This window comes from Pradoshia sp. TA40_28 (assembly GCF_059694525.1).
Map to the genome: position 1 here is coordinate 20,448 of NZ_JCATZO010000012.1, position 21,644 is coordinate 42,091.

Here is a 21,644-nt window from a genome sequence, read left to right on the forward strand (position 1 = left end):
TTGAGGAATAGAAGAGAAGGTGTGGATGGTTTGTCTTCATCCAATACATAATAGAAAAAGAACCTCCATTGATAACTGGAGGTTCTTTATTCATATCATACCTTTATTTTTTAACATTCATTTCCATTAATGAGACAACTTTTGTCTTCTTAACAAATTTATATCCAAACCACAGAATCAAAAATAGTGGAAGACTGATGTAGGATACCATTAAGCCATACCAATCAATAGGTCCGCCAATTAGAGCATCAGTATTTTGACCAAGAATGATCAGGATGCATAGTGTAGCAGCGGTGAGCGGTGCGAACGGGAACCATTTTGCTCTATAAGGTAGATCATTTAAATCATATCCCTGAGCCACATATGCTCTGCGAAAACGATAGTGGCTAATGGCTATGCCAAGCCATGCGATAAATCCAGATAAACCAGCTGCATTAATGAGCCAGACATAAACTACACCATCTCCGAAAAATGAACTTAAAAATGCCAAACAGCCAACCAGGCCTGTTGCAATTAAGGCATTGACTGGTACACCCTTTTTGCTCAATTTTCCAAGGAATTTTGGAGCATGACCTCTTTCTGCTAAGTTCCATAGCATTCGGGCTGCTGCATACATTCCTGAATTACCTGCTGAAAGAATGGCAGTCAGGATAATTGCGTTCATAATAGATGCAGCAAAGGCAAAGCCAGCGCGCTCAAATAAAATAGTGAAGGGGCTTTTTGCCACATTATCAGTTGCAGCCAACTCTGGACTAGTATACGGAATAACAAGACCAATGACTAAAATAGATAGGATAAAGAATATTATGATTCTCCAAAAAACTGAATTGACTGCTTTAGGAATAGTTTTGCCGGGATCTTCACTTTCACCGGCTGTAATTCCAATTAGTTCTGTCCCCTGAAATGAGAAGCCAACTACCATGAAGACACCTAAAATAGCCATTATTCCTCCATTAAAAGGTGCATCATCAACGGTGAAGTTTTTGAATCCTATTGCTTCTCCACCCATAATTCCGAATATCATTAAGACACCTGAACCAATAAAAATAATAATAGCTATAACTTTAATTAATGAAAACCAATATTCAGACTCTCCAAAGCTTTTAACGGAGAGTGCGTTTAACAGAAAGATAATGAGCAAGAATAATCCGCTCCATAAAGCTGAAGGACTATTCGGAAACCAAAATTTCATAATTAACACAATCGCAGAGAGTTCTGCTGCTATTGTGACGGCCCAGCTATACCAATAATTCCAACCTTGTGCAAATCCAAAAGCGGGATCAACGAATTTCTCTCCATAAATACTGAATGACCCGGCAACTGGCATATGAGCAGCCATTTCTCCAAGACTAGTCATTAAAAAGTACACCATTATACCGACAATGCTATAAGCAACAAGTGCACCACCGGGTCCAGCTGTATGAACTGTATTTCCACTGGCAAGGAAAAGACCAGTTCCAATGGTTCCTCCGAGAGAAATCATCGTTAAATGCCGTGATTTTAAATTCCGCTTTAATTTTCTTTTCTTTTTATGCTTAAATATAGGTCGTTTTTTCTTTATGGAAGATTCCATTTTGTATGCCTCTTTCCTTCTTTTCTATCGTTTTTTTAATATAGTAGTTTTATATACCAATTTAGCAGGCAAGCTTAAACATTTTAGTAATAGTCGGAATTCACTGGAAATTAAACAGGATTGGATATGGATAAGTAGGGAGTTGGCAATAAAAAGAGCATCACCTCATTAGGGGAGATGCTCAAATTCTATACTATTGCATGGATAGAGAGAGGAATTTATCTGTTTGATTCTAGAGTAAGTGTCCCGTCAACGATTTTATAAACTTTATCACAATAATCGATCAGTCTAGTATCATGTGTAACCACAATCGTTGTTTTCCCGCGATTAGTCGTAGCAGCCTTTAACATTTCCATGACCTCAAAGGCCCGGTCTGAATCAAGGGAAGCAGTTGGTTCGTCGGCGAGAATGATACTTGGATCAGTATATAAGGCTTTAGCGATTGCAACACGCTGACGTTCACCGCCGGATAGATCAGATGGGAAACTGTTAAGCAGATCTTCAATTCCCAGTGCATCAATAAGGTTCTGAAGTTGTTCTGGCTGCATATTGCCTTTTTTTACTTTATCCAGTAATTGCATTTGCTGATTTACTGTAAGAAAGGGGACAAGGTTAGAAGCTTGCAAAACAAAGCCTATTTCTTTTAATCGGACAGCTCCTCGCTCTTTTTCCTTAAAGTTAGTCAAGTTTTGGCCGTTTACATAAACTTCACCATTGCTTGGTGCTTGAAGCCCACCTGCAATGGTTAGAAATGTACTTTTCCCGGAACCAGAGGGACCGATAACAGCAATTAATTCTCCTGCTTCAGCAGTAAAGTTAGTCGTTTTTAGAGCTTCAATTTCTGTACGACCGGATTTGAAGACTTTATTGACTTCTTTTAATTCCAATAATGCCACTATATTAACCTCCTATCGCATCTAAAGGATCGATTTTAACAATGGTTTGAACAGAGAATAGTGCTCCCAATATGGATACAACAATCAGGACTACACCGTAAATCAGCATGTCTATATAGTTAAAGGCAACAGGAACGGCAGCGGGTAAGAAATAACCCGTTATAAGGGTTAGAATAAAACCGACAATTACGCCTGCCAAAGATAGAATAAAGGTCTGCGCGATCACTGATTTTGATAAGTAGCTGTTAGAAATACCCTGAGCTTTCATAACTCCAAAAATACTAATTTTTTGAATCGTTAATACATAAAGGAAAATTGCCAGGATAACGGCAGATATAATAAATAAAAAATAAATCATAAAGGTTAAAGTTAAGTTTTGTTCAGAATATCCGGGCATATTTTCGATAAATGTTTGTGTAGATACAACTTTATGAGAATCATCGACAGTGACGTTGTCTAAGTTATCTGTACGAATGACGAAGCCGCTAATTTGGTCTTCTTTTTGTTTTGCAGCATCACCGAAACGAACTTCTTGAACAGTCTCTAGAGATCCGTACAAGACTGGAGCAGCATTGAATTTTGCGTCTTCTGTAAATCCAGTGATGGTAAGAGTGGTATCGGTGGAAGAAAGGCTCAATTCGTCACCAATTTTAAATCCCTCATCCTTAAGAGAATCATCAGCGATTACCTCACCAGCTTTGTTAAAAGATTTCCCCTCAGTTACCTCTGGCATGATAAATTCATCTTCACGAATTCCAAAAAGAGAGACATTTGATTTACGATCATCTACTTTTGCAATCGAGTTAAACTGAGATAATACGGCATACTCATCAGTACCATTACCTTCAAAATCACCAATTTCCATACTTGATTGAGGGAGTGTAATATCTGATTCATCTGTCAAAATAATCCCATTTGCATCCCATTTATCAACGGCTTCCTTATTAAGGTTTTCAAGCCCATTAGCTAATCCGGATAAAAAGAAGACAAGATAAGAAACGAGTGTTAAAACCCCAATAATTAAAATAAAACGTAGTTTATTATTTTTAATTTCATTCCAAGCTAAAAACATGCATCCCCATCCTCACATAATTCATATTGAAAATATAGTTAATATATAAATAATGTATAAGAAATATATAATAATAGCAAATAATTGAATTGCAGGTAAATTTGGTTAAGGGAAGGCAAAAACGCCCCAATTTCGATAAATTGGGGCGTGAATGGCTATTTTATTTTAGGATCATTAATTGATTTCGTTCATAATCTGTAGCCAATCCTTATCAGATGGAGATATATTCCAACGAAGACCTTGTTGTTTGCTTTCTTTAATTCCTAGCCCACCAACGATAAATTTAATCTGTGGATTTTGCTTAGAAACGGCATCTATATATTTTTGGACTGTCATTTCGTGTTTATCGCTGGAAATTGAAATAGCAACTATTCTAATATCTTTTTCCTCAATCAATTGATCTAACCCATCGAGTGGTGTGTCGGCACCAATATAATAGACCGGATAATGTTGCTCTTTTAAAAAGAGTGTAAACAGGATCAATCCGAGTTGATGGTGTTCACCTTCCGGGCAAATTGCCAAAACTTTGGGTAAAACAGGAGATGGTTGGAAAATCGTAAAAAAATTAATGGCGCGCTGAAGCACAATATTACTGATCATATGCTCCTTAATAACAGACAATTCTCCCTGCTCCCATGCATCACCTACCCTATACATAAGTGGGACTATAATAGAATAAAAGACTGTCTTATAGTGAAACTGGGAAAAGTATAAATCAAAAAGCTGATTGCATTTTTCAGAATCAAATTGCAAAACTGCATTAAAAATTTCATTAACTTGCATGGAGAAGGTTTGTTTTAATGTGTTGTCGTTGGATTGTCCCTGCTTGAAGGTACTATTATCTTTTTGAACTTTCAGAAGCTGGACAGCTTGGCTTACGCTCATTTTATTGTTATAAACCTGCTTTTTAAGCCATTTTAAATCATTTATATTTTCCTCAGTATATATTCTGTGACCTGTTTCGGTACGTTTGGGAGTAATGGCATGATAGCGAGTTTCCCATGAACGAATGGTAACAGAAGGCATATCTAACAGTTTAGAAACAGCGTTAATTTTATACATAAAAGAACATTTCCCCTAAAATACTTTAAATTCCTATATTTTAACAGTATATTAAATACATAAAAAAATGCAATTTTAAGCTGCTAAGGATGTATATTAATAAACAATCTCATCTTTTAAAAACAATAGGTATGTAAACTTGTTAGCTTATCAAATTTAATCTAACAACCAAAAGTAAACCCAGTCATAAGACTGGGTTCTTTTTGTTCATTATTTGTTTTAAGGTAATCTAGTTTCTTGATCCTTTAGGCGGTTTTGTTGATCGGGTTTACGTCCTTTATCAAATGCATTTTTAGGCTTTTCTTGCTCATTTTGCATTTTTCTTTCAAATTCACGTAATCCTTCTTTGTTATTTTTGTCTGTCATATTTTCGCCTCCTAAATGTGTTGGTTATATCTTCTATTCCCTTGTTACGGAGTTGAAAACGTCTTTATTCAAACAGGGGAGGCAATGTTTAACTAATTATTCCAATAGAATTAAAGGAATTTTTAAAGAGATAGAGTGTAAAATTTTAATCTAAAAAAATATATGTACATATTTTCCAGTAGGGGTTAAACTATATTCAGAATATTTTAATCTTTCAATCAAATCACCGTTTCATATCTTTATCTATATGAAAAAACAGGGGGCATGTGTAATGAAAAAGAAGAAATTCGCAGGTATTATTCTTTCATTATCATTAGGTATGGGTGTTTTGGCCGGATGCGGTGGAGAGAAATCAAGCGGTGGAGAAAAAGAGGATACCATCAAAATTGGAGCTAATCTTGAGTTAACCGGTGGTGGAGCATCATACGGGCAATCAATAGTGGAAGGTATGGAACTGGCACTTGAGGAAATAAACAAAGATGGTGTAGGAGGCAAAAAGCTAGAGGTTGTGAAGTACGATAATAAATCAGATGCTGCAGAAGCAACGACCGGAGCTATAAAGCTCGCCAGCCAAGATAAGGTGGATGTCATGATTGGTGCAGCAACAAGTACGAATACACTAGCACAGGTCCAAGTCGCTAATGATAATAAAGTGCCATTGATTACACCAACAGGAACGAACGAAACCATTACTTCCAAGGATGGTAAGGTTAATGAATATGTCTTTAGAACTTGCTTTATTGATCCGTTCCAGGGAACGGTTGCAGCGAACTTTGCTCAGCAGGAATTAGGTGCAAAAACGGCTGCTATTTATATTGATAGCTCAAGCGATTATTCCAAAGGGCTGGCAGCTGCTTTCAAAGATGCATTTACAAAATCAGGCGGTCAAATTGTAGCGGAAGAAGCATTCCTACAAAAAGATACTGATTTCCAATCGACACTGACAAGGATTAAAAAAGCAAATCCGGATTTTGTTTTTGTCCCAGCATTCTATGAAGAGGTAGGCTTAATTTTAAAGCAAGCTCGTGAAGCAGGGATTGATGTTCCGGTTATGGGAGGAGATGGATGGGATTCTCCTAAGTTAATAGAGATTGCCGGTACAGAAGCATTGAATAATACTTTTATCACGAACCATTATTCGGCTGGAGACCCGGACAAAAAGATCCAGGATTTTGTATCAGCTTTTAAAGAGAAATATAAAGATAAATCGCCTGACGCCTTTGCTGCCCTTGGTTATGATACAGCCCACTTCATCGCTGATTCAATCAAACGTGCAGGGGATGATGCGACACCGGAGAAGATAAAAGACGCACTTGCTGAAACAAAAGATCTACCACTTGTATCTGGTAATTTAACGATGGATAAAAATCATAATCCGGTTAAGTCAGCGGCCATTTTGAAATATGAAAATGGTGAGCAAGTTTTTGAAACGAAGGTAAATCCATAAGAAAGAGGAATAGGAAGCTTTGTTAAAAAGCTTCCTATTTTTAAAATATAAGGACCGAGGGGAGTCTTGGGTTATGGAATTCATTCAGCAACTTGTAAACGGTATATCACTTGGTAGTATTTACGCATTAATTGCACTCGGTTATACGATGGTATATGGAATTGTAAAACTAATCAATTTTGCGCATGGTGACGTATTTATGGTTGGGGCTTTTATAGGCTTTTATGCCATTACGATTATGGAATTATCTTTCTTTCCTGCACTTCTTCTTGCTATGGTTGTCTGTGCCATCTTTGGGGTTTTGGTTGAACGAATTGCGTACAAACCCCTGCGTAATGCGACTCGTATAGCAGCACTTATTACGGCCATAGGGGTATCCTTATTAATCGAAAACGGAATGATTTTTATAAGAGGAGCACAGCCTGAAGCCTATCCAACGAATGTTCTTCCAAAAGATACAATAGATATTTTAGGTGTGACGATAAAAAGTCAGTCTCTGATGATTTTGGGAGTATCCCTCTGCCTGATGATGATCCTACAATTTGTTGTTCATAAAACGAAAATCGGCCGAGCGATGCGTGCAGTTTCATTTGATGCAGATGCAGCTAAATTAATGGGAATCAGCGTAAATAATACAATCTCTGCTACTTTCGCTATTGGGTCAGCCCTTGCCGGAGCGGCAGGTGTTATTTTTGGGACCTATTATACAAAAATCGAACCGTTAATGGGTGTTATGCCAGGTTTAAAGGCCTTCGTTGCTGCCGTGCTTGGTGGAATTGGGATTATTCCGGGAGCGATGGTTGGCGGCTTATTGCTTGGTGTAGTAGAGGCTTTAGTTAGTGCGGCCGGTTTATCCTTGTGGAGAGATGCAGCTGCATTTGTTGTTCTTATCTTAATCTTAATCTTTATGCCACAGGGCTTATTCGGAAAAAATAAAAGAGAAAAAGTGTAAGGGAGACATAGCGATGACGATTCTAAAGAAGGTTAAAGGTTTTTGGCTCTCTATTTTACTCTCATTCGTCTTGTTTACCGTGATACAGATTCTCATTTCAGGCGAATTTTTAAATGTTTTTTATATCAATCTTATTATTACAATAGGAATCAATATCATTCTTGCTGTTAGTTTACATCTGATTATAGGCATCACAGGTCAGTTTTCGATTGGACATGCAGGCTTCTTGGCAGTGGGGGCATATGCTTCTGCAGTGATGTCCATGAATTTTGAGATGTCTTTCTTTATCGCCTTGTTAATTGGAGGCATAATAGCAGCCTTGGTCGGTATGATTATTGGAATACCAAGCTTACGGCTAAAGGGGGATTATTTAGCCATTGCTACACTTGGGTTTGGAGAAATTGTCCGTATTGTTTTTCTTAATATGGATTATATTGGCGGAGCAAGAGGAATGATGGTCACTCAAATGACAACCTGGTCTTGGGTTTTTGGCTGTCTATTAGTGACGATTATCGTGATAAGGAATTTCACTAATTCTACCCATGGGCGTGCTTGTATATCCATTAGAGAGGATGAAACAGCGGCCGATTCCATGGGAATTAACACAACATACTATAAAGTGGCTGCCTTTGTCATAGGAGCTTTTTTTGCCGGAATCGCCGGTGGGTTATATGCTCATAATTTTTATATTATCCAGCCATCTACCTTTGGCTTCCTGAGGTCCTTTGATATTTTAATTTTCGTTGTACTTGGAGGATTAGGCAGTTTGTCTGGCTCTGTGATTGCAGCGATTCTCTTAACATTCGTTTCCTCCTTCTTATCAGATTATCCTGAAACGAGAATGATCCTTTACAGTATTGTTTTAATTGTAACAATGCTATACAGACCACAGGGATTAATGGGGACAAAAGAGATTACTTCATTTTTCAAAAGGAAGACAAAAGGAGGCGCGAAGGATGCAAACCAGCAAACCACTGCTTAAGGTTGATCATATTGGAATTCGCTTTGGGGGATTAAGAGCGGTAGCAGATGTTAATATGGAGCTGTTTCCGGGGGAATTATGTGGGTTAATAGGCCCGAACGGAGCAGGAAAAACCACTTTTTTTAACCTTTTAACCGGAGTATACGTACCGTCAGAAGGAACCATCCATTTAGAAGAAAAAAAACTAAATAAACTGCCACCCTATAAGATTACTAGAAAGGGAGTTAGCAGGACGTTCCAAAATATTCGTCTATTCGGAGATCTGTCTGTTATTGACAATGTGAAAGTTGCCTACCATTCACAGGCTAAACATTCTATGGTCAGTTCGATCATAAGATTGCCAGGTCATTTTTCAGGAGAAAAAGATATGGACCAAAAAGCCGTCGAGTTCTTAAAAATATTTAATCTGGATTCGTATCGAGATGAAAAAGCCAAGAATCTTCCCTATGGAATGCAGCGCAGGCTTGAAATAGCAAGAGCTTTAGCGACGAGCCCACGGCTACTCTTACTGGATGAACCGGCAGCAGGTATGAATCCTAAAGAAACGAGCCAATTGATGGAGCTAATCAGCTTAATACGTGAAAGATTTGATTTAACGGTACTTTTAATTGAGCATGATATGCAGCTTGTGATGGGGGTATGTGAACGTATTTATGTACTTGATCACGGACAATTAATCGCACACGGAACACCGGATGAAGTACGGAATAATCCTAAGGTTATAGAGGCCTATCTTGGCGAGGAGGTATCCTGATGCTGAAGGTTGAAGATATTAATGTTTACTATGGGAACATTCAGGCATTAAAAGGTATATCCTTTCATATTGAGGAAGGGGAAATTGTCACATTGATCGGTGCAAATGGAGCGGGAAAAAGTACATTGCTCAAAACAGTTTCAGGTTTACTTAAACCGAAGCAAGGCCAAATCATGTATCAGGGTAAATCGATTGCCGGAAAAGCAGCACAAGCGATTGTGAAGCAAGGAATCTCTCATGTACCGGAAGGACGCCGAGTTTTTGCCAATATGACCGTGGATGAAAATTTACAGCTTGGTGCTTATTTACGTAAGGATCGAGTTGGGATTAAAGAGGATATGGAGAAGGTCTTTGATCTTTTCCCCAGGCTGAATGAACGATTGAAACAACCCGCAGGAACCCTGTCTGGTGGAGAACAACAAATGCTTGCAATGGGAAGGGCCTTAATGGCTAAGCCAAAATTACTTTTACTCGATGAACCATCTATGGGACTGGCTCCGCTTCTTGTTAAAACGATTTTTCGTATTATTGAAGAGATTAATGCGGCGGGAACAACCATCCTGCTTGTTGAACAAAATGCTAATTTAGCCTTATCGATTGCTGATCGGGCCTATGTCGTGGAGACGGGTAAAATCGTTCTCTCAGGATCGGCAGATGAGTTAACCTCGAGTGAAAAGGTTAAGATGGCTTATCTTGGCGGGCATTAAAGGGCTAAAACTTCTCTGTAACTTCCTGCAGAGGAGTTTTTTATGTAAGCCATTATCCCTATAATAGGTTCATGGCTTGCTATCATTACGGCAATTGAATATGAATACCAGATAAAATTCTTGCCCAATCTTCCGGGTCCAATTTTTTAATCATATTATTATAGAAATCATACGCTGAATTAATGGGAACGTTCACACATACCATTTGATCTAAATTCCAATCTGTCTCCTCAATGGCTGAAATTCCTTCTATAGGATTTACAATGAGAATGGTAAAAGGCTTGTCTGTTAGGGAACTTATAACAGTTCGAAATTCAAGGGCCTCTTCATAAGTTGCTTGTAATCTAATATATAAAGAGGACTGACTTGTTCTAATTTTATCCATAAATCTATCAATTCTCCGGTTCAATTTTACTCGAAAATCATTATAAGCTGAAGGCCAATCTGGATTTTCAGTTACCGGAAAATCATGAACGGATGTAATATTGTTGACCGTATCCAAGAGGACGTAGGTTTAGTTCTAACTAATTAATCAAATGATTGTAAAAAAATACACATCTATTCTACATTGTGTATAATATCGCAATCTGTTATATTAAAATAACAATAATAGAATAGTACCTTATCATTCCGATGGGGTAGAGGTGCAGGCTTCAAGAGTAAGCTATGTGAGGATGACAACAGAGAGCATAGCTGAAAGGGGAGACTGCCGAAGCAAGTTGATTAGTCAAAAATGAATTTGCTGGGGTTGTTTTGAACAAAAGCAACACTGTCATTATAAGAGGTTCTTATAATGAGGAGCTACAGGTCGTGATGGAGAAAGAAAAGCTGATACAGGGCTGCAGTAGATATTTCTCTAGTGCAGCCCTTCTTTATTTTCTTTTATGTTCAAGCAAAGAGGGCAAGTATACAGCACTCACGGCGGGTTGCCTCTAATTATTTGAAGGAGGAAAAAATGGAAGCGACAGTTTATACAATCATTCCCCCCTTATTAGCCATTTTAATGGTGGCTGTAACACGGAAGGTTTTATTATCCCTTGGAGTCGGAATTGTAGCATCAGCTTTAATGCTTGCTGATTTTAAAATGGGAGAGACGTGTATCCTTATATGGGATGCTGTAAAAGGAATCTTTATTTCAGATGGATCACTTAATGTATCCAATATATATATTATTTTATTCTTGCTCATCCTTGGTGTTATTACTGCCTTTATATCCATATCAGGTGGGAGCCGTGCTTTTGGCGAATGGGCGGTGAAGCATGTAAAAACAAGAGTAGGTGCACAATTAGTAGCGGCATTACTTGGAATACTGATTTTTATTGATGATTATTTTAATGCCTTGGCAGTTGGTCAAGTATCACGTCCGATTACAGACAGGCATAAGATACCGAGAGCTAAACTTGCCTATCTGATTGACTCTACCTCTGCTCCCATCTGTGTAATCATGCCGGTTTCCAGCTGGGGAGCTTATATTATTGCATTGATTGGGGGCATTTTCGCTACACATCAAGTGACAGAATATGGTTCCTTATCAGCATTCATTCAAATGATTCCGATGAATTTTTATGCGATTGCAGCCTTAGCGATGGTATTTATTGTGATCTATCGTAACTGGAATATTGGTCCGATGAAATTACACGAGGAAAGAGCTGTAGAGGAGGGAATCCTATATAATCCGTCCAAAACAGTCCCGGGTGAATTAAAAGAAGATTTACCGAGAAGCACGACAGGCGGGGTCGGAGATTTGGTTATCCCCATTGTGTCTCTTATTTTTGGTACAGTAGCAGCAATGATTTGGACTGGCTACCAGGCAGTTGCCGGTCATGCGACACTTCTGACTATTTTTGAAAATACAGATGTCACGAAATCATTGGTGCTTGGTGGTACAATTGGCATTATTGTAACAATCATTATGTTTTTAAGACAAGTCTTTACTTTGAATGGAATATCTATAAATGTTTTCATGACAGGAGTAAAACACGGAATCGGTGCCATGCTACCGGCAGTTTATATTTTATTATTTGCCTGGACAATCGTCGATCTAATAGGAAAATTGGGAACTGGCCAGTATTTGGCTGGACTTGTACAAGATTTAAACTTAAATGTATCTTTCCTTCCATTACTTTTATTTTTAATAGCAGGATTGATGACATTTGCAACAGGTACATCATGGGGATCGTTTGGTATTTTGCTTCCGATCGCGGGAGAAATCACTGCAGCGACAGATATTACAATGATACTACCAGCTATGGCAGCTGTTTTGGCAGGTGCGGTATTTGGTGACCATTGTTCCCCTATATCTGATACAACCATTCTTTCTTCCACGGGTGCCTGTGCCAATCATATCGACCATGTCATGACGCAAATTCCATACGCTTTAATCAGTGCAGGTATTGCTATGGTAGGGTATATTGTTCTTGGGTTTACAGGAAGTACTCTTCTTTCATTGATAATTGTCATGCTTTTGCTTGCATCCTTTATTTTATTGGCTAAACCGCAAAAAAGAATATCTACAAAAGTGTAAGGAATTCATATAACAGGATGGCTGGGAAACCAGTCATCTTTTTCATTTTTACAAGAAGAGCGTGATAACCTAGGTTTCTCTAGCTTGTTTCTTTTTCCATATCGATATCTTTCAATTAATCATTTTCTTATAGGCACTGGATAGTAAACTGTAAATTATAGCAACTCCGAAGAAGCTAACTAGGAAAGTCAGAGGAGAGACAGATATTCCAAAAGCAACGTCATTCTGAAGGAGTTTAACGTTCTCCCATTTATGATCAAGATCAGGTATATAATTCCTCGTTTTTATATAGCCTGCTAGGAGCAATCCTCCTATATAGATTAAATGAATAATAAGGGAAACAACCAATGATTGAATAATCATCTTCAATGAAAGACACTTCCCTTCCACACTTATTCTTCCATGATAATCCATATAAGATATTATAGTAAATATTACTTATGAAAAACTTTTAAATAGTCTGAAAATCACTTTCTTAAAAGTGTTTAATCGGTTAATCAAATGGATACATAATATTATATTTATATAATTTATCTTTAGGAGATTTATTTCATCAGAGTATGAATGCTTTAGGAGTGTGAGGGAGATCATGAGAAGCAGTATTCCATTTAAGACATTAGTATCCATTATTATGCCAAGCTATAATTCAGAGGTATTTATTCGTCAAACCATTGAGTCAGTTAAAAAGCAAACCTATGAGAATTGGGAATTAATTATTGTTGATGATGCCTCTACTGATCATAGCAGGAGTATAATAAGGGAGTACTTGATGGCAGATTCCAGAATAAAATTAATTACCCTGCAGGAGAATGTAGGGCCGGGAGAAGCCAGAAACATGGCTATTCAGGCAGCTAAAGGTCATTATATCGCCTTTCTTAACAGCGATGATCTGTGGGCAACGAATAAATTGGAAAAACAGCTTGAATTTATGGAAGCGCATAACTTGGCATTTAGTTACACGGATTATCAATTTATTGATGAGGGGAACCAAGCTTATGAGCCTGTTATCGAGATGCCTAATCAACTTACATATCAAGACCTATTAAGAAATACAACAACAATTGGCACTTCGACTGTCATGATTGACCTATATCAGGTCGGTAAGATCCGATTGACTAACAATCGAAATATACCTGAAGATTTTGCCCTCTGGCTAGCAGTGTTAAAAAGAGGATTTAAAGCGAAGAGATTAAACAAGGTTCATGGTTATTTAAGAAAAAGCAATTATATATTGGAAAAGAACAATTACCGAACTGCGACAAAGATTTGGTCATTATATCGTGAAGTGGAAAAATTAAGTGTCGTTGAATCTGCATTTTGCTTAGTGAACTATGCGAAACATGAGGCTAAGAGAAATCGTAGTTTAAAAGAATAAGATGAGACAGGCATCTGTTCCTTCTAATGATGCCTGTTTATTTATTGGATTTTTTTTGCGGTTTTTGTCGAAAAAAGGTTGAAATGAGATAAACTTTCTGCTAGTATAAGATTTATCATCTTTGCGGGTGTAGTTTAGTGGTAAAACCTCAGCCTTCCAAGCTGATGATGAGGGTTCGATTCCCTTCACCCGCTCTTTCAACCCATTAACAACGCAGTGTTTCGTAACCTTGGAGTACGAAGCATTGCGTTTTTTATATTTTGATAGTATTTTGTTTTTGATTTAATAGATGGATGGTAGACTCTCCGCCATGGACTTGGATAAACATTTTGGATATCGCCTGCAGGATTTGCTGTGCATGTTCATTAGTCATTTCAGGATAAAAATAAATGACTTGCAATGCCTTTGAAGTATGCTCATTTACACTGGTGCGTACAGAATCTACATAAGGGCTGCCAAATGGACCTGTCTGATCAAAAGAACTGATAATCCCCTCCAATTTGTTTACACGGCCATTTAAACCTTCATATGAATCCTCAAGTGTACCGATTCGGAACGCTACATCACCTTTCACGTTTGCTAAATCGTATATTCCCAATGGGCATGTATATTGCAAGGAGAAAAAATTATTAAGAGCGATCGCTGAATTGCCTGATGGCGTATACGCTTCTTTTTTGACGCGACGAAATAATGATTCCACAGAAGGGCGATAGCGGGAAGGATCGCTTCCTGTTTGTTTAAATACTTTCCTCCATGATACAATCCCTTCGTATGCATTCAAGGGTTTACTTTCCAGTTCAGTATGTAAATGTTCGATAAAGAGCTGAAGGCGTCCTACCAGCATGGAAGGTATAACATCTGCAACTATCTTTTGATGGGAGATAATACCGAATTTTATATCGCCGGCCCTTTCAAACAATTGGCGATCTACATGAATTTGCATAAATTTACACCTCCAAAAATGATTGGATATAGTTTACCATAAATACGAGAGTTATACATATTTCCTAGAAAGGAGAGGCTAAGATGGATTTTCGTATCCTTAAGGATGAAATCATTGAATACAGCAAGACAATCGGGATTGATAAAATAGGATTTACATCAGCTGATCCTTTCCAGGTGTTAAAGAAACGGCTGATTGACCAACAGAATCTTAATTTTGCATCAGGTTTTGAAGAAGCAGATTTGGATAAACGGACCGATCCAAGAAGGCTAATGCCTGAAGCTCAATCAATTATAGCGATTGCCGTAGCTTATCCTTCCAAACTCAAGAATGCACCTAAAAGTAAAGCAGGCGACAGGCGTGGTATTTTTAGCCGTTCCTCATGGGGGATGGATTATCATTACGTAGTAAAGAATAGATTGGCTAAGCTTGAAGCATTTATTTTAGAGCGGGTGCCGAACTCCCTCGTATCCTCAATGGTTGATACTGGAGAATTAGTGGATCGCGCTGTAGCAGAGCGGGCTGGTATTGGTTGGAGCGGGAAAAATTGCTCTATTTTAAATGAGGAATTTGGGTCGTATATGTATCTGGGTGAAATCATTACAAATATTCCTTTACCATCAGATACGCCAATGGAGGACTTGTGCGGAACGTGTACAAAATGTCTGGATGCCTGTCCTACCGGAGCTTTAGTTCAGGGCGGACAAATTAATGCTAAGAAATGTATATCTTTTTTGACTCAAACGAAGGACATAATTCCTTATGAATTCAGAGATAAAATGGGCAACCGGGTGTATGGATGTGATTCCTGTCAGACATCCTGTCCATATAATCGCCGTATAGACTTTCATATTCATCCTGAATGTGAGCCGAATCCTGAATTGGCTAAACCTCAGCTTGAGGCCATGTTAACATTAAGCAATCGCCAATTTAAAGAGAAGTTTGGCAGTGTTTCAGGTTCATGGCGTGGAAAGATGCCAATTCAAAGAAATGCTATTATGGCGCTCGCACACTTTAAGGATCAGGATAGTATTGGTTCTATAAAAGAATTGCTGCAGAAGGATCCTAGACCTGTTATCAGAGCTACAGCAGCATGGGCTATTGGGAAAATAGGTGGGCAGGAAGCAAAAGATATTTTAACGGATTGTCTAACAAAAGAGGACGATCAGATAGTAGTGGATGAAATAAAAGGAGCAATCGATCGCCTTATTTTACCGGAGTAACTTTTTTACTCCGGTTTTTGTATGGATTTTATACATTCATCATACTTTTTATAAAGGAGTGTGAATGAATTGATAAAAGAGAAATTGCAAAAATTGGTCGAGGAAAGAATACAAAAACTTAGCGAAAATTCATCTGTGGATAAGAAAGATAAAATGGAAAGCCTGTTGAAAAAGAGGGATGGATTACTAAAGCGTGAGGGAGAAATCGTAAAAGTAATGGCTAAGGGGCAAGTGAAAAAAAGGGTCGAGCGGGCAGAAGTGATAGATGCCATTTATGATATACACTGGAAGTTTGTGATTAAGCAGGGAACACAATTTTATTTGGAGGAAGAAGTGGAATTACGCAAAGCTTCTTTTAAAGGAATGGAGCTTTTATATGATCAGGAATTAAGCATCAAGCATGAAGTACTGGAACCAGAGCTCCTTCAGAATTTAGATTTGACTTCACCACGCGTAAAGATTGCTTATAATCGGTTGAAGGCTGTGCAATATGCAGAAAGATGGTGGAATTCCTTTAACCCCAACTATCCACAATTTACGGATGATTGTACGAATTATATATCTCAATGCTTATATGCAGGTGGTTTACCAATGTGGGGTAAGCCTAATCGTTCAAAAGGTTGGTGGATTGAAGGGAAAAGTAATTGGAGCTTTAGCTGGACAGTGGCACATGCTTTTATGCTGATGTTAAAGGCGGCTTCCTGGACGAAGGAAGTGAAGAATCCTGCCCAATTAATGATCGGGGATATTATTTGTTATGACTTTGAAGGAGATGGCCGGTACAATCATAATACGATTGTGACAGGGAAGGATGAGTATGGGAATCCATTAGTGAATGCTCATACAACAAACAGTCGTTTAAGATTTTGGAATTACGAAGATTCCACAGCTTACACTCCCAATATTCAATATAAATTCTTTCATATCCTAACGAATTAGGGCTTTCATTTTTGGAAAAGGAAAAATAATGTTATAATAAAGGCTGCTTATACTATCCAGAGGTGAGAAAAAGTGTCTTTACATATTGTTTTATATCAACCATTAATTCCGGCAAATACGGGTAATATTGCACGTACATGCGCGGCTACTGATACAACTCTGCATTTAATCCGTCCATTGGGATTTTCAACTGACGATAAGGCGCTGAAGCGTGCCGGACTTGATTATTGGGAGCATGTAACCATTATTTATTATGATTCAATTGAGGAATTTTTTGAAAAGAACAGTGGTGGGGAATTTTTATATATCACGAAGTTTGCTAAGAATTATCACAGTGATATTTCATATGAAGATACCACTAAAGATTACTTCTTTATTTTCGGCAGAGAAACGACGGGTCTGCCAAAGCATTTATTAGAAGAGCATCCTGAAAGAGGATTACGCCTGCCTATGAATGATACTCATGTTCGTTCACTTAATTTATCGAACACAGCAGCGATTGTCATTTATGAAGCATTACGCCAACAAAATTATATCCATTTAACATAACTTCTCTTTTGCGAGAAGTTTTTGTTTTATCAATCGTTAAACATATCTTTAGATAACATCCGTATAGTTTGGTATATTGGTTGACGAAACATTAGAAAGGAGCTTTAGTCCAGTGAATGAAACGATTGAATTATTAAAGAATCATCGTTCGATTCGAAAATTTAAAGATCAATCTTTATCAACAGAGCAAGTTGAAGCGATAGTCAGCGCAGCTCAATCTGCTTCAACATCAAGTTTTGTACAGGCTTATTCAATTATTGGGGTCAGTGACCCTGATAAGAAAAGACAACTGGCTGAGCTAGCGGGCGGACAGTCCTATGTAGAACAGAATGGATATTTCCTAGTGTTTTGTGCAGATTATCATCGACATAAACTGGCTGCTGATCTAGAAGGTACAAATATAGATCAAAATCTGGAAAGTATGGAGACATTCATAATTGCATTAATTGACACAGCTTTGGCTGCGCAAAATGCTGCCATTGCCGCTGAATCGATGAAACTAGGTGTTTGCTTTATCGGTGGAATCCGGAATAATATTGAAAAGGTTTCTGAGCTATTGAAATTACCTGACCGTGTCATTCCGCTCTTTGGAATGGCGATTGGTTATCCGGAAGATGATTCGGCCATTAAACCGCGTCTGCCATTGAAAGCAGTCTTTCATGAGAATAGTTATGAGGACAAACAGACCGAACTTCAAGAATACAATGAAATCATCTCAGCCTACTACAACGAACGTACAAACGGCTTAAGACAAGACAGATGGACAGAACAAATGATTGGTATGCTAACAAGCAAACAGCGTGAATTTATGATGGATTTCGTAAAATCCAAACACTTTGCTCTAAAATAAATAAAAACACAACAAACCCCTTACTTTTAGGTGAAAGTAAGGGGTTTGTTGTTGCATAAGGCTGTTTTAGCCTTTTAGTCAATCTAGCTTCAGGGCCTAGGAGTTCGGGACATAAGCAAATACTCTGCGGGAGAAGAACCCTCCCTCCGAGTATTCGTCTTATGCTTGTCGCGGGCCTACAGGATGTAGGTCATGAAGACGTTGCCACACGATGTGGCGATTTTAGTCTTCGTTCCTTAATTGAGTCGTCTCAGCTTCTTAGTTAATCTAGCTTCAGGGCCTAGGAGTTCGGGACATAAGCATAGCCTCTGCGGGGGAAGAACGTCCCCTACGAGCCTCTGTCTTATGCTCCTCACTCCTGACCAAGGCCCTTCAGCTTTTTAGTTTATTTTGTCGTTGTAGCCGCCGGTGAAGATGGCAGCTAGGAATGCGAGGGATACGGCAATTATTATAGCAACAGTCATTGGATGTTCCTCCTTATATTGGTTCTTTGGAAAAAGTATACCATATAAGTTAATTTTTTTCTTTAACGAGAATATTTTAGTGAATCAAAAATTGCGTAATTCATTTATCGATTCTGGAGGGCTAAGCACATGTTTGGCTTATTACGTGCATACAGTATTAGTAGCAGCTGAATCACAGCTAGGGGAGGATTAATACTGAATGGATATCATAAAAAAAATAGAACAATTTAGAGAAGAAGAGGAAAAGTTGAAGTGGGAAGGTACATTCGGTGACTATTTACAAATAGTAAAGAAAACACCCTTAGTCGCTCAATCAGCTCATTCCAGGGTTTACAACATGATTAAGGATGCAGGCGTAGAAATTATTGATGGAAAGAAAAGATATAGCTTCTTTAAAGGTGAGTTATTTGGTCTCGAAGAATCACTTGAGCGCCTAGTAGAGGAATATTTTCATCCAGCTGCTAAACGATTAGATGTGCGAAAACGTATATTATTATTAATGGGGCCTGTGAGTGGTGGGAAATCGACCTTAGTGACACTTTTAAAAAGAGGAATTGAACGATATTCACGGACGGATCGGGGAGCGATTTATGCAATAAAGGGTTGCCCGATGCATGAAGATCCATTGCATTTAATACCGGCACATTTACGCAATGATTTTTTTGAAGAGTATGGAGTAAGGATTGAAGGAAATCTTTCGCCTTTAAATTTGATGAGATTGGAACAGGAATATGGCGGAAGAATTGAAGATATGCCCGTAGAAAGGATTTTCCTATCTGAAGATAAACGGGTTGGGGTGGGGACGTTTAGTCCATCTGATCCCAAATCACAGGATATTGCTGATTTAACTGGCAGCATAGATTTTTCTACGATTGCTACGTATGGATCAGAATCGGATCCGCGTGCGTATCGATTCGATGGGGAATTAAATAAAGCAAACCGTGGGATGATGGAATTTCAAGAGATGTTAAAGTGTGATGAGAAATTCTTATGGCACTTACTTTCATTAACACAGGAAGGGAATTTTAAAGCGGGTCGATTTGCGCTTATAAGTGCGGATGAATTAATTATTGCGCATACTAATGAAACAGAATATCGTTCCTTTATTTCTAATAAAAAGAACGAAGCCTTGCATTCCAGAATTATTGTTATGCCTGTTCCGTATAATTTAAAAGTATCTGAAGAAGAAAAAATTTATAAGAAAATGATTCATGAAAGTGATGTAGCGAATGTTCATATTGCGCCGCACACCTTAAGAGTGGCCGCCATGTTTACTACTCTTAGCAGATTGAAGGAACCGAAAAAAGGTGATATTGACCTTGTTAAAAAGATGAGGTTATATGATGGAGAAAACGTGGAAGGCTTTAATTCTGCAGATGTTGAGGAATTAAAGAAAGAATATGCGGATGAAGGAATGGGTGGTATCGACCCACGCTATGTCATTAACCGAATATCTTCAACTATTATTAGAAAAGAAACTCCGTCCATTAATGCCTTAGATGTATTGCGTTCCTTAAAAGAAGGGTTGGATCAGCACGCTTCCATTACAGCAGAGTTGAAAGAACGCTATATGAACTATATCTCTCTTGCACGAAAAGAATATGATGATATTGCCAAGAAGGAAGTACAGAAGGCCTTTGTTTATTCCTATGAGGAGTCAGCAAAGACATTGATGAACAACTATTTGGATAATGTGGAAGCTTTCTGCAATAAATCGAAACTACGCGATGTCCTAACAGGTGAGGAAATCAATCCTGATGAAAAATTAATGCGTTCTATTGAAGAACAAATTGGCATATCTGAAAATGCTAAAAAAGCATTCAGAGAAGAAATTTTAATACGAATCTCTGCTTATGCACGTAAAGGTAAGAGGTTCGATTACAATTCTCATGACCGTTTACGGGAAGCCATCCAGAAAAAGCTATTTGCTGACTTGAAAGATGTTGTAAAGATTACAACTTCATCTAAAACTCCAGATGAAAGTCAATTAAAGAAAGTAAACGAAGTGGTTGCCAGATTAATAGACGAACATGGGTATAATTCTACATCAGCTAATGAGCTTCTTCGATATGTAGGAAGTTTGTTGAATAGATAGGGATGAACAAGGAGAGCCATCCGGCGAGTCGAAGTATTCGACCTGCGGATGGTTCTTTTTCGGATGCTATTGGGTTTAATGATAGTACCTAATTTAGTTTGGCTGAATACTCGAGGGAATCGGCTGGATAAAAGGCGAGATTGGCTGGATTCAGAAGATAAATAGGATGGAAGACTGTATGTATGATTAAGATCAAAAGGCTGAAACCTAGTTTGGCTGAATAATTGAGGAATCGGCTGAATAAAAGATGAGATTGGCTGGATTCCGGGTAGAAACGGCTGGATAATGTATCAGATTGGCCGGATTCAGAAGATAAATAGGATGGAAGACTGTATATATGATTAAAATCAGAAGGCCGAAACCTAGTTTGGCTGAATAATCGAGGGAATGGGCTGGATAAAAGCTCAGATTGGCTGGAATCAAGGTTAAATCGGTCTTGGCGACTGTTCATTTTAAGCATGTTTCACTGCCTTTAACTGGAAAATAATGTTTATCTTGCTAGAATGCTGGGAATATGCCTTATGAGGTGATTAATGATGAAAAAGGATGCAAAGGCCGATACAATTGCTGAAAGTCTCGCAGAAAATGGTTCAATGGCTCCAGATTTAGAGGAAATGAAAAACCTTGGTAAACAAATGGAAAACCTGCGAACAAATGAAGAGTTAGCTAAAGATTATAATAAACAGCCAGATCCCGTTCAGCATGAGGAAGAAGAGATAGAAGATAAGTAATCAATAGGTGGTATAGCATAACGCTTGGTATATGAATGGCTTTTCTTATTGTAAGTAAGACCTTACAATTTGGGCTATATCCAAGCTTTTTTTTATGCCCTTTTAGTTGTACACCTCATCCAAACCTCCCCAATTTTCGT

General features: G+C 38.2%; 23 protein-coding genes, 1 tRNA gene and 1 riboswitch. Of the genes, 15 read left to right on the forward strand and 9 right to left on the reverse strand.

Translation table 11 applies throughout. The features are described from left to right. Window positions 1-103 precede the first annotated feature (103 nt). The 5 genes from AC58NB_RS14660 to AC58NB_RS14680 form a co-directional block, all read right to left on the reverse strand. Window positions 104-1,573, reverse strand: a complete 1,470-nt coding sequence (locus AC58NB_RS14660) for an amino acid permease (RefSeq protein WP_497427568.1) — start codon at window positions 1,571-1,573, stop codon at window positions 104-106. A 218-nt stretch (window positions 1,574-1,791) separates the two neighbouring features. Then, on the reverse strand, window positions 1,792-2,469 hold the full coding sequence (locus AC58NB_RS14665) for an ABC transporter ATP-binding protein (protein WP_497427569.1): 678 nt from the start codon (window positions 2,467-2,469) through the stop codon (window positions 1,792-1,794). Between the two features lie 4 nt (window positions 2,470-2,473). After that, on the reverse strand, window positions 2,474-3,541 hold the full coding sequence (locus AC58NB_RS14670; RefSeq protein WP_497427570.1) for an ABC transporter permease: 1,068 nt from the start codon (window positions 3,539-3,541) through the stop codon (window positions 2,474-2,476). A gap of 174 nt (window positions 3,542-3,715) precedes the next feature. After that, on the reverse strand, window positions 3,716-4,603 hold the full coding sequence (locus tag AC58NB_RS14675) for a MerR family transcriptional regulator (RefSeq protein WP_497427571.1): 888 nt from the start codon (window positions 4,601-4,603) through the stop codon (window positions 3,716-3,718). A gap of 219 nt (window positions 4,604-4,822) precedes the next feature. After that, complete coding sequence (locus AC58NB_RS14680; protein ID WP_497427572.1) at window positions 4,823-4,969, reverse strand: hypothetical protein; 147 nt, start codon at window positions 4,967-4,969, stop codon at window positions 4,823-4,825. 271 nt (window positions 4,970-5,240) lie between these two features. On the opposite strand from AC58NB_RS14680, the gene AC58NB_RS14685 reads away from it, so the two are divergent. The 5 genes from AC58NB_RS14685 (at window position 5,241) to AC58NB_RS14705 (ending at window position 9,811) form a co-directional block, all read left to right on the forward strand. Then, on the forward strand, window positions 5,241-6,416 hold the full coding sequence (locus AC58NB_RS14685; protein ID WP_497427573.1) for an ABC transporter substrate-binding protein: 1,176 nt from the start codon (window positions 5,241-5,243) through the stop codon (window positions 6,414-6,416). Window positions 6,417-6,489: 73 nt separating this feature from the next. Then, window positions 6,490-7,368, forward strand: coding sequence for a branched-chain amino acid ABC transporter permease (locus AC58NB_RS14690; RefSeq protein WP_497427574.1), 879 nt, complete (start codon window positions 6,490-6,492; stop codon window positions 7,366-7,368). A gap of 13 nt (window positions 7,369-7,381) precedes the next feature. Continuing rightward, window positions 7,382-8,350 (forward strand): branched-chain amino acid ABC transporter permease, encoded by a 969-nt coding sequence (locus tag AC58NB_RS14695; RefSeq protein WP_497427575.1) that lies wholly within the window; start codon window positions 7,382-7,384, stop codon window positions 8,348-8,350. After that, a complete protein-coding gene (locus AC58NB_RS14700) occupies window positions 8,325-9,104 on the forward strand; it encodes an ABC transporter ATP-binding protein (protein WP_497427576.1) in 780 nt (259 codons plus the stop codon). Before AC58NB_RS14695 ends, AC58NB_RS14700 begins: the two co-directional genes overlap by 26 nt. Further along, complete coding sequence (locus tag AC58NB_RS14705; RefSeq protein ID WP_497427577.1) at window positions 9,104-9,811, forward strand: ABC transporter ATP-binding protein; 708 nt, start codon at window positions 9,104-9,106, stop codon at window positions 9,809-9,811. The genes AC58NB_RS14700 and AC58NB_RS14705 overlap by 1 nt, the downstream gene beginning before the upstream one ends. Before the next feature lie 85 nt (window positions 9,812-9,896). Here the strand turns inward: AC58NB_RS14705 and AC58NB_RS14710 are convergent, their stop codons facing one another. Continuing rightward, window positions 9,897-10,313, reverse strand: coding sequence for a DUF1796 family putative cysteine peptidase (locus AC58NB_RS14710; protein ID WP_497427578.1), 417 nt, complete (start codon window positions 10,311-10,313; stop codon window positions 9,897-9,899). Between the two features lie 129 nt (window positions 10,314-10,442). Further along, window positions 10,443-10,623: riboswitch (Lysine riboswitch) on the forward strand. A gap of 143 nt (window positions 10,624-10,766) precedes the next feature. Here AC58NB_RS14710 and AC58NB_RS14715 point away from each other — a divergent pair. Continuing rightward, a complete protein-coding gene (locus tag AC58NB_RS14715; RefSeq protein ID WP_497427579.1) occupies window positions 10,767-12,335 on the forward strand; it encodes a Na+/H+ antiporter NhaC family protein in 1,569 nt (522 codons plus the stop codon). Window positions 12,336-12,446: 111 nt separating this feature from the next. Here AC58NB_RS14715 and AC58NB_RS14720 read toward each other — a convergent pair whose 3' ends face one another. Next, on the reverse strand, window positions 12,447-12,704 hold the full coding sequence (locus AC58NB_RS14720) for a hypothetical protein (RefSeq protein ID WP_497427580.1): 258 nt from the start codon (window positions 12,702-12,704) through the stop codon (window positions 12,447-12,449). 220 nt (window positions 12,705-12,924) lie between these two features. Between AC58NB_RS14720 and AC58NB_RS14725 the strand changes: the two genes are divergently transcribed. Both AC58NB_RS14725 and AC58NB_RS14730 read left to right on the forward strand, forming a co-directional pair. Continuing rightward, the gene (locus AC58NB_RS14725; protein ID WP_497427581.1) at window positions 12,925-13,710 is read left to right on the forward strand and encodes a glycosyltransferase family 2 protein; all 786 of its coding nucleotides are present in this window, start codon (window positions 12,925-12,927) and stop codon (window positions 13,708-13,710) included. A gap of 123 nt (window positions 13,711-13,833) precedes the next feature. Next, a tRNA-Gly gene (locus tag AC58NB_RS14730) sits at window positions 13,834-13,904 on the forward strand. Between the two features lie 59 nt (window positions 13,905-13,963). On the opposite strand, the gene AC58NB_RS14735 is transcribed toward AC58NB_RS14730, so the two are convergent. Next, on the reverse strand, window positions 13,964-14,653 hold the full coding sequence (locus AC58NB_RS14735) for a B3/B4 domain-containing protein (RefSeq protein WP_497427582.1): 690 nt from the start codon (window positions 14,651-14,653) through the stop codon (window positions 13,964-13,966). Between the two features lie 83 nt (window positions 14,654-14,736). Here AC58NB_RS14735 and queG point away from each other — a divergent pair, with 83 nt between their 5' ends. The 6 genes from queG (at window position 14,737) to AC58NB_RS14765 (ending at window position 20,773) form a co-directional block, all read left to right on the forward strand. Beyond that, the gene (gene queG / locus AC58NB_RS14740; RefSeq protein ID WP_497427583.1) at window positions 14,737-15,876 is read left to right on the forward strand and encodes a tRNA epoxyqueuosine(34) reductase QueG; all 1,140 of its coding nucleotides are present in this window, start codon (window positions 14,737-14,739) and stop codon (window positions 15,874-15,876) included. Window positions 15,877-15,945: 69 nt separating this feature from the next. After that, window positions 15,946-16,815 carry an amidase domain-containing protein gene (locus tag AC58NB_RS14745; protein WP_497427584.1) on the forward strand — a complete coding sequence of 290 codons (870 nt, stop codon included), beginning with the start codon at window positions 15,946-15,948 and terminating at the stop codon, window positions 16,813-16,815. Between the two features lie 72 nt (window positions 16,816-16,887). Next, window positions 16,888-17,364: a tRNA (uridine(34)/cytosine(34)/5-carboxymethylaminomethyluridine(34)-2'-O)-methyltransferase TrmL gene (gene trmL / locus AC58NB_RS14750; protein WP_491076299.1), complete on the forward strand. Its 477-nt coding sequence runs from the start codon at window positions 16,888-16,890 to the stop codon at window positions 17,362-17,364. 112 nt (window positions 17,365-17,476) lie between these two features. Next, window positions 17,477-18,214: an oxygen-insensitive NADPH nitroreductase gene (gene nfsA / locus AC58NB_RS14755; RefSeq protein WP_497427585.1), complete on the forward strand. Its 738-nt coding sequence runs from the start codon at window positions 17,477-17,479 to the stop codon at window positions 18,212-18,214. Window positions 18,215-18,628: 414 nt separating this feature from the next. Further along, entirely contained in the window at window positions 18,629-18,871 is a 243-nt protein-coding gene (locus AC58NB_RS14760; RefSeq protein ID WP_497427586.1) for a hypothetical protein, read from the forward strand. Between the two features lie 6 nt (window positions 18,872-18,877). Next, window positions 18,878-20,773: a PrkA family serine protein kinase gene (locus tag AC58NB_RS14765; RefSeq protein WP_497427587.1), complete on the forward strand. Its 1,896-nt coding sequence runs from the start codon at window positions 18,878-18,880 to the stop codon at window positions 20,771-20,773. An 88-nt stretch (window positions 20,774-20,861) separates the two neighbouring features. On the opposite strand, the gene AC58NB_RS14770 is transcribed toward AC58NB_RS14765, so the two are convergent. Next, window positions 20,862-21,224 (reverse strand): hypothetical protein, encoded by a 363-nt coding sequence (locus tag AC58NB_RS14770; protein ID WP_497427588.1) that lies wholly within the window; start codon window positions 21,222-21,224, stop codon window positions 20,862-20,864. Between the two features lie 82 nt (window positions 21,225-21,306). On the opposite strand from AC58NB_RS14770, the gene AC58NB_RS14775 reads away from it, so the two are divergent. Further along, window positions 21,307-21,504, forward strand: coding sequence for a hypothetical protein (locus AC58NB_RS14775; RefSeq protein ID WP_497427589.1), 198 nt, complete (start codon window positions 21,307-21,309; stop codon window positions 21,502-21,504). Window positions 21,505-21,644 lie beyond the last annotated feature (140 nt).